This is a genomic window from Paenibacillus sp. SSG-1 (assembly GCF_002224835.1).
Lineage (GTDB): Bacteria > Bacillota > Bacilli > Paenibacillales > Paenibacillaceae > Paenibacillus_AQ > Paenibacillus_AQ favisporus.
Genome location: NZ_MBRK01000001.1, coordinates 6,706,285 through 6,717,804, shown reverse-complemented (window position 1 = coordinate 6,717,804; position 11,520 = coordinate 6,706,285). Strand labels below are relative to the sequence as shown.

The window sequence follows — 11,520 nt, the reverse complement described above, 5'->3', positions numbered from 1 at the left end:
TTCCGGCCCTTAGCTTAAAGGTTACGGAAGGCCAGTTTCCATGCGGCAATATTGGCGATCAAGGCCACAGCCATCAGCACATATACTCCGTAAGTCAAGAAACGGAGTGCAAAATGAAGCCCTGCCATGGCCCCTAATATTAAAAAAAGCAGGAGCATCAGGCCGGTCCTTCCGGATTGCGTTCCTGCCTGAGCGGGTTCGGTAAACGGCATCTCCAAACCCATCAGCCGGAAGCTGATCACGGTATACAGCAGGGTCATAACGAGTATGACCAGCAGATCCGGCAGGATCCTTACGCCGAAAATCACCGTAAAGATCATGCTCTCCACAACGAAAATCGGCAAAATATGCTGAGCAATGCATGCTTTAAGCGTGCCTTTATAGACAGGCTCATAATTACGCAGCGGTACCGTACTGAAAATCCACGCCCCTTTCGGCGTGCTGGTGTACTGCAGCATCATGACGGCGCTGGGGATCATCACCGCACAGAAATACATAAACAAATAAGAGTTACCTGCACGAATCTCCTCCCAGCTGCTGCCCGAATTAAACGTATTAAACATGAAAATAAACGGAAAGATGAGCGAGAGTCCCAGCGAAGGGTACACCTTCAGTTTATAATCCCGCTCCTTCCGGATCATGCCGAGCGCAAAGCGGAAAAACACCTGCTCTTCCCGGCTTCTGCAGATCCAGCGCCCCAGAACATCCGGCCACCGTCCGCCCCTTCCCTTCTTGCGGGCAGTCTGGGTGGACAGTTTCCGCAAATTGGCTTCAAACGAAGGGATCATCCGAACATAAATCCAGACGGCCAGGAGCGGCAGGAGGACCGACAATAGGCTGAAAACGATGATCGCCTCTCCCCTATGTCCACCGAACAGCCATTCAAACGGAGCCGCAAACCAGACCGGGAACAGAAATACATGCCACCATTGGGCTTCATACCCGATCTGCAGATCCACTAAATTGAATACTCTGGCGATGAGCTGATAACCAACCGCCATGACCATCGTGAGGCCGATTTGCACATAATTGATGATGTCCTTCAGCTTTTCTCCGTCGAAGAAGCGGAGGACGAGCCAGTACAACAATGCCGTTATCGCGACGATCAGCAGATCCATCAGTACGATCTCCAGCACAAATACCAAAAAGAACAAGATACCATAACGGAACAGGACACCAACGAGCGGTGCGGCCGTAATCGAGCCTGTAATAAAAAACAAATAAATCATGATATGAATGGCCTTAGCCATATTGATCGTCTTAGCGTTCACTGGTTTGGAACCCAAAATGGTATGGTCCCGAACATCCAGCAATACGGAGGAGAAGTCGGAAATCATCGACGTCGTGATCATAAACATCAAGATACCGAATACGATGCTCATCTGAAAAATAAGGTTGTGACCCATGACCACGAACGGCGTCATGACCGCCCCCATCACGGCATAGATCCACAGCGACTTAAGAAATTGGTTCGACAGCTCATCAGGATCAGCAGATCGGGAAGTTTTACCGATGAGTGTCGGCGCCCGGCGGCCATCCATCGTGAGTTTGACCTGTAGTATACGGCGCATCTGCACATAATCCATCCCTGCCTTTTCGAATAAACCCTTGCAGCGGTCCAGCAGAATCAGCGTTTTGAAATCATTCATCGCTGTACCTCTTTTACAATGGACACGATTCGGGCTGCCGTATCTTTATGCTCATGATACCCGGTCAGCTCTGTAAAAATTTCTTCCAGTGTTCCTTCATGCAGCTGTTCCTGCAGCTGCTCGAAGCTGCCGTCGGCGACAACGTTCCCTTCATTCAGCAAAACGATCCGACTGCTGATCTTCTCCACAACCTCCATAATATGAGACGAATAAAAGATCGTTTTGCCTTCGGCTGCAAGGCTCGCCAGCATTTCCTTCACCACCATAACGCTGTTTGCATCCAGTCCGCTGAGCGGCTCATCCAAAAAAAGAATGTCAGGATTATGCAGGAGGCTTGAGATTAACAGTACCTTCTGGCGCATGCCTTTGCTTAAAGAGGAGATCCGGTTAAAGTACACCTCTTCCAAGCCAAACTGCTCCATCAGCCGCTGCGCTTTGTGATCGGCAAGCCGCCGCTCCAGACCGTACAGCTCGCCAACGAACGTCAGATATTCCTGAGCGGTCAAGCTATCATACATCTCGGCGATCTCCGGAACATAGCCGATCTTGGCCTTATACTCTACCTCTCCGTCCGAAATATCCTTGCCGAAGATGCGAACCCGGCCGCTGTAGCCTTTGATCAGTCCCAGCATGATTTTGACCGTCGTACTTTTTCCCGCGCCGTTCGGGCCGATATATCCGATGATTTGCCCTTCATACACATCCAGGTTGATGCCCTTCAGAACCTGCTTTCCCCCATAGTTCATTTCGAGTCCTTGGATGGAGATGATCGGCTCACGGTTTGATTCTGGCATAGCGGCTCCCCCTATCATCTTATTTTCCAAATACTAGCATAGCAGATATAGGGATGGAAGCGGCCATGAATCATGCATTCGGCGTAATTTTTTACGAAATGCGACAACTTTCCTTGATTTTGCGCGTTCTAAACGATGTCCGGTTGAATGCACACCAAACCGGCATCATGAAAGGAGAATGACACGTTATGGTGACTCCCGGACCACCGCCATTTGGCGGAGGAGGCTTTAGCTTCGACTTTATGTTTACCCTCGTACCTGTTTTAATCGGCATCGTGTTCGTTATCGTCATTGTCGGCATCATTATGAACGGTGCCCGTTATTTCAAAAATGCCCGTACGCCCCGGTCGTCGATGTACGCCCGCGTCATTTCCAAACGGATGGACATCCGCCATCACAGCGGCAGTCATCATGATAACGGCAGCGGTTTTGTGAATTCCGGCAGCTCTTCCAGAACGTATTATTACATCACCCTGGAATTTGATAACGGAGAGCGGGTGGAATATTTGGACGTGAAGAATCTGTACGGCTTGGTTGCCGAAGGAGATGCGGGATATGCCGCGGTCCAGGGCGATTGGATCGTCGGTTTTGAACGGGATGTTCGGCAAACGCCTTAATACGGAAAAAGCAGCCTTGCCGCAGGCTTACCTGCAAGACAATGGCTGCATTTTTAACATTCGGGGAAGCCGCCAATGATAAGTGCCTCATTATTCAAAAAAAGAAGGCCGGCGCTTCAGCCAAGCCCTTCCCCGCATATAATGCTTATGAACGGCATCCGGCAGATGCCTGCTTACTTCCAAGCCTGTTTGAACTTCATCACTTTACGATACATGGATTTGTCCTTCAGCTGGTTAAAAATGTACGGATCGGGCATCGTGTTCACTTCAATGATCCACGGCGTCCACGTCCGGTCAAAGCCGATGTCCAGGCCGATGTGCCGGAAACCGGGGTATTTTTTGTGCAGATGCTTTGCGGTAGTCACTCCGAGCTTGTTCAGGGATTGGATGACTTTAGCCGTCTCTTTCTCATTCAAATGGGCCCCGAGCAGCGTTTTGACATCCATCGGCGTGCCCCCGCTGTGGTAATTGGTCACGATTTTGCCTTCGCGGGCGACTCTTCCGATCAAACCGGTCGCCTCCCAATCTCCTCCAGGACGCCGCTGCACCATCACCCGGATATCAAAACGACGCTTACGGTACTTTACGAGATGAATCCCTTTTTGAATCAGGTAGCTTCGCTTCCCGGTCAGCTTCTGCAGCGATTGATAGAACGGATCATAGCTGCCGAAGGTCTTTTTTACCGTCTCCACCTGATACGTATAATCTCCGTTCTCCAGCTGTTCCGCCCGAATCACCCCTTTGCCGTGGGTGCCGTTTTCCGGTTTGACATAGACCATACGGTACGACTTGAGCATCTCCTTCAGGTCGGTTTTGCTGATTTTACGGGTATCGAGCATAAACGGCCGGACTTCCTTGCTGCCAAGCAGCACTTTCGTTTTAATCCACTTGCTGACGACTGCCGTGCGGTTCTTCTCCCCCATCCACCGATCTCTCCTGTCCTGTCTTCAAAATTGATGGTAACGCGCTTGCAAAACCTGTTTATTGTATGCAAGGCACGGCGGACTGGACAGGACATTCATCCCGCAAGCAGAACAATAGATTCCGTTACTGGGCTGGCATCCCGTACTCCCTTATGGGGGCACGCATAAATAATAGAAGGATCAATTGAAGCAGCAGGTGCGGGGATCAGCATCTTTGCTGTAAGGGAGGAAAGCGGCTTGAACATACTGATCGTAGCCCCCGAACGGCTCCCTGTTCCCGGCAGCGGCTCGGTGGAAATCTGCATTTTATCCATCGCCAGGCAGCTAGCCAAGAAGCATGCGGTAACCGTCTTAAGCAGAGCCTCCGCGGGATTGCCTATGGAGAGCACGGATGAGGGGGTCCGCATTGTCAGGGTCCGTTCCGGCAGCTCCAAAGTCTACCTCGCTTCGGTGCTTCGATTCATTCATGGGAAAACTTACGACGTCATCCAGGTGGATAACCGTCCCCACTATATGGCCGCTATTCAGCGGGCTGTTCCCCAGTCCAAAGTAACCCTGTTTCTGCATTCGCTCACTTTCGTGCCTTCGACACGGCTCGTTGCCGCGAGCCTGAAGCATGCATGGTGGATTGTCGCCAACAGCGCTTCGCTAAAGCAAAAGCTGTCCGTACGGTTTCCCTCACAAGCGCACAAAATACGTACGGTCGAGCTTGGCGTCGACACCGACCGGTTCCGTCCGCCAACCGATTTTGAGCGGGCGCAGGCCCGCAGCCGGTATGGGATCGGGGATGTCTTCACCGTGCTGTTCACTGGACGGATCATCCCGAGAAAAGGCGTGCCCGTTCTGCTGAAAGCCGCGCAAATCGCAAGCAAGCAAGTCCCACTGCATCTTGTGATTGCAGGCCGGAGCAAGGAGGGATATATCCGGAAGCTGAAAGCCGAGGCCGCCAAGCTGAGGGTAGCGGTCACCTGGACCGGCAACAAAAACCACAGCGAAATTCACAGCATCTACCGGATGGCCGACTGCTTTGTCTGTCCCTCCCAGCGGCACGAAGCCTTCGGCCTCGTTAACGTCGAGGCCATGGCATCCGGGCTTCCGGTCATCGCCTCGCAGATCGGCGGCATTCCCGAGATTATTAAGCACGGGGTAAATGGTTACCTGGTGGATGACTACTGGCGCCCGGAAGGTTTTGCGGAATATCTGGTCACACTGGCCCAAAGCAAAGAGCTGCGGCGCAGCCTGGGCGGCAGCGGACGCAGCATGGTACTTCAGTCTTTCACATGGGGCCGGACCGCCGAAAAGCTCGCGGCGCTGTATTCCTAAAGGGTACTCCTCTGGCTGCTGAAGACAAATGACTCAATGCATTTTTCTCAATAATCCGTCCGCGTTGCGCAGCATCAAAGCACCGGCAGCCAAGGAGAGCAGGAAGCAGAAGCCGGCGGCGACAGTGAGCGTTGACCATTCAAGAACCGTATGGCCCAACAAAGTCTGCCATCCGATGAAGACCAATCCAAGCACGTAGCAAATGCCCGTCAGGTGAATCATGCGGAGACGTACCCAAATGGAAAGCGAAGTCCGAGTACTCAGCCAGGCGACGAGCGGGATGGCTTGAAGTGCGTGGAAGCCCAAACCGTGCAGCCAAATAATGTTGCCATGGAGCCCCACGGTCCGGCCTTGGTTAACCGAAATCCAGATTCCCGCTGCAAAAGACAGCATCACGGCTACCATGGCATAACGGATGCCCGTCACCAGCTCAGGATGAGCCGCGTATACTTTGCGACGGAAATACTGCGCGGCCAGGAACAGATAAAAGACGACGAGGAGCAGGGCGACGGTCGCAAAAATGTTGCCCACAGCCTTGTCAAAAGCGGACCCGTCTTTGACAAACCGGGGATTAACTCCCCGGAAGTTTTGTACCGTTTCGGCAAAATAGGAATACAGTGCGAGCACGATGTAGGGGTAGCGGTAAAAGGCTCTGCCTCTTCGTCCGAGCCCCGAATACGGGATAATGAGAGCCGTCGACAGCAAAAACATCCCGATCGCAGCGTTAAAAGAAAACGCGCTTTGAACATTGCCCCCAGGGGCTACTTCCGCCCCGTTCACAAGGGTCCAGATCCCGCAGAAGGCGGACAGCAGAAATCCCAGGACAGCGGTCAGGACCAGCCACTTCTCCCCTTCAAACCAGCGGAACGCCGGCCGGGTGCCCACGCTCCTTACATTGACCATTTCCATTAATAATCTCCTCCATCCGAACGTTTTCGCATTGATTACGTCTTATTGTACAGAGAAGGAGGTTCCGGCAATTCTATCCGGGGTCCAGACTTTTCCCTGGACTTTGGTCGATGCCGTCCCCGACCAAAGTGCGGGATCCAAGCCTCTTCATTGTTTCGCTTACAGAATAAGCAGGGGGAGTTTCAGCCAGGACAAACAGCCCTGAGCCGGTTGATTGGCTCAGGGCTGTATTGGTTAAGGCTTTGTTTGTCTGGCTGCCAAGCCGCTTCTGGTTGAGCTCGCAGAAGGAGTGCACATGTCCGGGAGCTATCTGGCCTGCACAGGATCAAGGCAGCACCATCTACCCGGAAACCTGCCGCAGAGGTTCTTCATGGGTGTGTTTCTTGCTGCCTGCCGGCCACAAAACCCGCTGCAGCAGAAGGCAGATGATCCCAAAGGCAAGAACGAGCAGGCCAAGGACGCAGAACACCTCTCCCACGCCAAATCCTTTGATCAGCAAACCACCGGCCAATGGAGCTGCGATCATAATCGTACTGGACATCATGTTCTGAATGCCGAATATCCGTCCGGTCATCCCTTCCGGCGTTTCTTTTTGCAGCGCGTAATTGTTCGTCACCATAAACAGCCCGTTGCCGATCCCGATGACAAGGCCCAGCACGATGCTCCAGATCTCCGGAGAACCGGGTCTCAGCAGCCCCATCGCCCCGATCGCTGCGCCTACCAGGACGATGCCGCCCCCGATCCCTGTGCCGTAACCGATCCGGTTCCGGCGGTTCAAGATCATGATCGTGGCTACGGCACCCACGCCGGTTGAGGAGACCATCCAGCCCAGAAGAGATTCGTTATCCGGCGCAATCTCTCTATAGAGCGTAGGAAACTGGAAATCGATCATAAGAATAACGAGGATGACCGTCATATTCACGATCAGCGTGGTGAGCAGAATCCGGCGCTGCAGCAGCACTGCCCAGCCCTGCTTCCATTGCTCGATGAAGCCCGGTCTGTGCTCCGGACCGGCATTTTCACCCGGATTCATGTCCTCCTGGGGAGCCGTATGATTTGCCTCGATTCGGCGCAGCGTAAACAGCAGAAGGCAGGAAATCAACCGGGTTACGGCATTCACCAGAATACACAGCTGCGGGGAAAGCACCGTCAGGACGACCGCGCCCAGCAGCGGACCGGCAATTTTGGAGAACTGGTTGACCAGGCCGTTGTAGGAAGTGGCCTTCAGCAGCTGATCCTCGTGGACCACCTGGCGTGTCAGCGCCTGATGGGACGGGACCCGGAATACGCCCATAGCGGCACGCAGCGCCAGCAGCGGCAGCAGCCAGTACATGCCGGGAGCAAACAGCAGCAGGACCGTTAGAACGGTCTCGGCCGCATCGGCGATCAGCATCAGGTTGACCTTTTTCCACCGGTCGGCGACCACCCCCGCGAGCGACCCGAGAAGGATGCCCGGCAGGGCCATCATGACCGGGATCAGCGCAATCATTAAGGGATCGGCCTGCCAGCGGTAGGCGACCAAAACCTGGATCGCAAAGGCGTCGAACCATTCGCCGAACGACGAGATGGCGTAAGCCGTAAACATTTTGGCATAGATGCGGTTGGTCCACACCGATTTCGATTTTGCGGGCGGCCGAGGCTCGGTAACAAGGGTAGACATGAAAAATTCCTCCGTTCAGTCAGAATGTGGCGTACTCTCACTGTAACGAAGGAATATCAGAGGAACATCAGACAGCGTCCAGAATGCTTTCAATTTTCTCTTCGATCGGCGCTTTATTGGCTTCCAGTTGATACATCCGGTTATATTCGGCGTATTTTGCGGCAAACTGGCGGTGAAGCTGGGGATCCTGCACGCTGCGCTCCAGATAAACCAGCGTTTCCCGAATCGATCCGACGATCAGCGGCACGTTGTGCGTCATCTCTCCAACCTCAATGCCGTAGTTCAGGGCAGCCGCGGCCTCGGCGCGTTTCCCCTGCCGGAGCAGCATCCGGCCTTTAAGCCCGTGATAAAAGCAAATTTCCCGCAAATACGGGGTTTCCTCCAGCTTCCGTTCGACTTCGCCTGCGCAGCGTTCGGCTTCGGGCAGGTTGTCTGCACCCAGGTGGACGTACATCTCCGCCATTTTGATATGGACGTTGAACATATCCAGATCTCCCCCCGCCTCGCGAACGGCCTCGTATGCCGCCTTAACCCTGGACAGATCCTCTTCGGCCCGGCCGTTGTCGGTATACAGCCCGATAATATTTAAAATCCTCAGCTCCCGCTGATGATCCTCCGGACCAATGTTGGCGGCCATGGTTCGCTCGAAATAATCCAGGCATTTTCCCGGCTCGTTGTAAAAGTACAAGTAAAAATGCAGCAAATAATACAGCTTGCTCGACGGCGGAAATTCGGTATCCGTTAAAAACCAGTTGATATCCGCCTGCGCATACCGGATAAAAATCAGGTGGGACGGGGGCAGCTCAAATCCGAGCAGATCCTGCTGGCTCGCCAGCGTAATCATCGATTTGCATTGACCGTACATGAGGTACTTGTTCATCAGCTGCCGCATTTGGGCCTGCAGCTCGGTATCCTGCATCGACGGATTGCGGAGATCCGGCTCTTTGACCGTCAGGCTGTAGCCATAGCCGCGCACCGTGTTCAGAAAGACCCGGTTACTCCAAGGACGCAGCTTCTTACGCAGACGGTAAATGTGGTCGTCCACCGTCCGCTCCACCGGATATTCCATCGGCCATACCCGGTCCAACAGCTGTTCCCGGCTGAAAGCCTGACCGCGATGGCTGTATAAAAATTGCAGCAGGGCATACTCTTTGGCAAGCAGCGAAATGCGCTCCTCCTGGTAGCTGACTGTATATCCGCTAGGATCAAAATCCAGCTGGGCCACCATGCTCCCCCCTTTCTTCAACCGCGCATGTTGGCGACCGTTTGTAACCCTTTCTGTTATTTAAGCATATTCCCGATTTACCGCACAATAGGATGGAGGCGTATGATGAAATGATACTGTTAAGCCAACTTTTACCGCAGCGTAACGTTCAAGAGTAAAAGACGTTGGATTTTGAGATATGAGTAGGAGGTGCACCCGTGATCAAAATTCAAACCAGACTGGTCATGGTACCGATTGTGTTATATGCCATCTGCCTGTTGATAGGCTGCAGCCAAGCAACGTCGGCCTCGCCCGGCCCTCCATGGTTTCACAGTGCTGAACAGGCCGTGGAATATGGCCTTCATGAAGAGCAGGTTGAACGGTCCGACGTACTCACGACCATCACGGTCGACGGGGAAGAGCTTATCTTTTACGAAAAATACGGCGCCTTCGGTGTGGGCGGGGTGAACGAGGGATCCCGCGGATATCAGTGGTACCGGTTATCTGCCTATTTGAACTTTGAAGGAGAGGACACCCCTTATATGACCGGAGGCTTTACCGTTCAAACCGCTAAGGGGCGTAATGTGAACATTCTTGCCGGAAAAGTGTTTGATCCGAAGATTACCAGCATGACCGTAAAAGGGAATAACGAAGCTCAAGAGCTGTCCGTTACAGGGCATTCCCGTTTCTTCTTTATGGTCCACCAATCGCCTTTTTCTGAATTGGAGGTCACTCCGGTTATGGGCGGCGGGGGCAGCCAGGATGGGGAACGAAAGGAACCCATAGATAGATAGCACCCCGATTTATTCAAGTGACGAAAGAGGTGTTTTACCGATGATACGCCAACTCAGCCGCCCGGCAGCTCTGCTCGCAACGATTGCCGGTACAGCCACCATCCTGCTTTGGATGAAGCTGGGCTTTTTCAATCCGTATTCATCCAGCCTCGAAACCGGCCCCCTTCAAATCACCTTCTTTACGCTGTGCGTGCCGGCCGTCCTTGCGATCGTGTCTGCTTGGTTTCGCCTTAAAGCGCTTGTGCTGATCGCTTTTCTTTGGTCCCTGCCCATTAGTTTGTACCTCGCGATGACCCCGGGCATATTTGCATGGTTTGGCGCTACCTCTTGCGCTTATCTGGTCACCTACTTCCTGATGCTGGCGGAACGACAGCGATAAGGTGACAGAGAAGGCAGTAAGAGTAAATAGGTGCACAAGTACATCTATTTCAATTTCAGTCGCGTGTCCCCTCCAGTCCCCGATTCCCCGCCTCTCCCTGTTTGCCTCCCAACACTTCGCCTGCTGTACCCACCAAACGCAAAAAACCGCCGCGGCGTCCTTTCGGACCTCCGCGACAGCTCCTGGTGGCACGCGCCTAAACGGCCGCGCACTTTTTGCCTAACTACTGAATACTTGCGCCGACTTCCTTGACCATTTCCTGCACGGACAGCAGTCCGCCGCCGGAGAGGTACCAGTAGTTCGGATCGAGATATACGATATGCCCTTCTTTGAAGGCTTTCGTATTTTTGATCAGATCGTTCTCCACCGTCTGCTTGGCGGATACGGATTCTCCGCCTTCTCCGGCCACAGCCGCGCCGCGGTCCACAACAAACAGGTAGTCCGGATTCTTCTCGGCTACGTATTCGGATGTGACGCTTTGACCGTGCGTAGAAGCTTCAATGTTTGCATCCACCGGCGTAAAGCCCAGCACGTCGTGGATCAGTCCGAAGCGGGAGCCCGCGCCGTAAGCGCTCAGCTTGCCTTCATTCGCCAGCACGATCAGGGCGTTTTTGCCCGATGCAGCGGCTTTATCGTGAATTTCCGCGATCGTCTTGTCGACATGGTCCAGCTCTGTTTGGATCTCGTCTTCTTTGCCGAAGATCTGGCCGACGGTGTTCATATTCTCCTTAAACGATTCCATGTACCGTGTCGTATCCAGGCCCAGGTAGACCGTCGGCGCGATCTTGCTGAGCTCTTCGTAAGCATCGGATTGGCGGCCGGAGATAATAATCAGGTCCGGGCTCAGTGCGTTGATTTTTTCAAAATCCGGCTCTTTCAGGCTCCCCACGTTGCTGTATGCATCTTTGTCGGCGTACTTGGACAGGTACGGAGGAATGTTCGCCTGCGGAACCCCGGTAACCTGAACGCCCAATTTATCCAATGTATCCAGAATGCCAAAGTCGAACACGACGACCTTCTGCGGATTTTTTTTGACCTTTGTCTCGCCAAGCTTATGTTTAATCGTCAGCTCCTCGGAACCGGAAGCCGCCGAAGTGTTGGTTGGTTCAGCAGACGCCTCTTTCGCGGGTTCTGCCGTATTTTTATTGCCGCATGCCGCCAGGACGACGACCAATACGGCCGTGATGATGAACAGCATCATCTTTCTTGTATTCAACTTCATCCACCCCATATTCTGATTTGGTTTTCGGCTTGAACCAAGCCGTAAA

11 protein-coding genes are annotated in these 11,520 nt (G+C 53.4%); 4 read left to right on the top strand and 7 right to left on the bottom strand.

Features of this window, described 5'->3' with window-relative positions; all coding sequences use genetic code 11:
- Positions 1–14: 14 nt before the first annotated feature.
- Together BCV73_RS30610 and BCV73_RS30605 are read right to left on the bottom strand one after the other, a co-directional pair.
- Complete coding sequence (locus BCV73_RS30610; RefSeq protein ID WP_089549645.1) at positions 15–1,649, bottom strand: hypothetical protein; 1,635 nt, start codon at positions 1,647–1,649, stop codon at positions 15–17.
- Positions 1,646–2,443: an ABC transporter ATP-binding protein gene (locus BCV73_RS30605; protein WP_076171955.1), complete on the bottom strand. Its 798-nt coding sequence runs from the start codon at positions 2,441–2,443 to the stop codon at positions 1,646–1,648. The genes BCV73_RS30610 and BCV73_RS30605 overlap by 4 nt, the downstream gene beginning before the upstream one ends.
- 191 nt (positions 2,444–2,634) lie before the next feature.
- On the opposite strand from BCV73_RS30605, the gene BCV73_RS30600 reads away from it, so the two are divergent.
- Positions 2,635–3,060 (top strand): DUF2500 domain-containing protein, encoded by a 426-nt coding sequence (locus BCV73_RS30600; RefSeq protein WP_481855846.1) that lies wholly within the window; start codon positions 2,635–2,637, stop codon positions 3,058–3,060.
- A 173-nt stretch (positions 3,061–3,233) separates the two neighbouring features.
- Here BCV73_RS30600 and BCV73_RS30595 read toward each other — a convergent pair whose 3' ends face one another.
- A complete protein-coding gene (locus BCV73_RS30595) occupies positions 3,234–3,983 on the bottom strand; it encodes a YheC/YheD family protein (protein WP_089549644.1) in 750 nt (249 codons plus the stop codon).
- 237 nt (positions 3,984–4,220) lie between these two features.
- Between BCV73_RS30595 and BCV73_RS30590 the strand changes: the two genes are divergently transcribed.
- Positions 4,221–5,306 carry a glycosyltransferase family 4 protein gene (locus BCV73_RS30590; protein WP_089549643.1) on the top strand — a complete coding sequence of 362 codons (1,086 nt, stop codon included), beginning with the start codon at positions 4,221–4,223 and terminating at the stop codon, positions 5,304–5,306.
- A 33-nt stretch (positions 5,307–5,339) separates the two neighbouring features.
- Here the strand turns inward: BCV73_RS30590 and BCV73_RS30585 are convergent, their stop codons facing one another.
- From BCV73_RS30585 to BCV73_RS30575, 3 genes are all read right to left on the bottom strand, one after another.
- Positions 5,340–6,215 carry a hypothetical protein gene (locus tag BCV73_RS30585; protein ID WP_256993054.1) on the bottom strand — a complete coding sequence of 292 codons (876 nt, stop codon included), beginning with the start codon at positions 6,213–6,215 and terminating at the stop codon, positions 5,340–5,342.
- A 340-nt stretch (positions 6,216–6,555) separates the two neighbouring features.
- Positions 6,556–7,875 (bottom strand): MFS transporter, encoded by a 1,320-nt coding sequence (locus tag BCV73_RS30580; protein WP_089549642.1) that lies wholly within the window; start codon positions 7,873–7,875, stop codon positions 6,556–6,558.
- A 67-nt stretch (positions 7,876–7,942) separates the two neighbouring features.
- A complete protein-coding gene (locus BCV73_RS30575; RefSeq protein ID WP_218828208.1) occupies positions 7,943–9,121 on the bottom strand; it encodes a winged helix-turn-helix domain-containing protein in 1,179 nt (392 codons plus the stop codon).
- A 176-nt stretch (positions 9,122–9,297) separates the two neighbouring features.
- Here BCV73_RS30575 and BCV73_RS30570 point away from each other — a divergent pair, with 176 nt between their 5' ends.
- A complete protein-coding gene (locus tag BCV73_RS30570) occupies positions 9,298–9,873 on the top strand; it encodes a hypothetical protein (protein WP_089549640.1) in 576 nt (191 codons plus the stop codon).
- 40 nt (positions 9,874–9,913) lie between these two features.
- On the top strand, positions 9,914–10,252 hold the full coding sequence (locus tag BCV73_RS30565; RefSeq protein WP_089549639.1) for a hypothetical protein: 339 nt from the start codon (positions 9,914–9,916) through the stop codon (positions 10,250–10,252).
- 223 nt (positions 10,253–10,475) lie between these two features.
- On the opposite strand, the gene BCV73_RS30560 is transcribed toward BCV73_RS30565, so the two are convergent.
- On the bottom strand, positions 10,476–11,453 hold the full coding sequence (locus tag BCV73_RS30560) for a siderophore ABC transporter substrate-binding protein (protein ID WP_244169317.1): 978 nt from the start codon (positions 11,451–11,453) through the stop codon (positions 10,476–10,478).
- Positions 11,454–11,520: the final 67 nt, after the last annotated feature.

Bases quoted from the DNA above. Each gene is read 5' to 3' on its own strand.
- BCV73_RS30580 (WP_089549642.1), bottom strand. From the start codon at position 7,875: ATGTCTACCCTTGTTACCGAGCCTCGGCCGCCCGCAAAATCGAAATCG.
- BCV73_RS30565 (WP_089549639.1), top strand. From the start codon at position 9,914: ATGATACGCCAACTCAGCCGCCCGGCAGCTCTGCTCGCAACGATTGCC.
- BCV73_RS30605 (WP_076171955.1), bottom strand. From the start codon at position 2,443: ATGCCAGAATCAAACCGTGAGCCGATCATCTCCATCCAAGGACTCGAA.
- BCV73_RS30585 (WP_256993054.1), bottom strand. From the start codon at position 6,215: ATGGAAATGGTCAATGTAAGGAGCGTGGGCACCCGGCCGGCGTTCCGC.
- BCV73_RS30595 (WP_089549644.1), bottom strand. From the start codon at position 3,983: ATGGGGGAGAAGAACCGCACGGCAGTCGTCAGCAAGTGGATTAAAACG.
- BCV73_RS30610 (WP_089549645.1), bottom strand. From the start codon at position 1,649: ATGAATGATTTCAAAACGCTGATTCTGCTGGACCGCTGCAAGGGTTTA.
- BCV73_RS30560 (WP_244169317.1), bottom strand. From the start codon at position 11,453: ATGATGCTGTTCATCATCACGGCCGTATTGGTCGTCGTCCTGGCGGCA.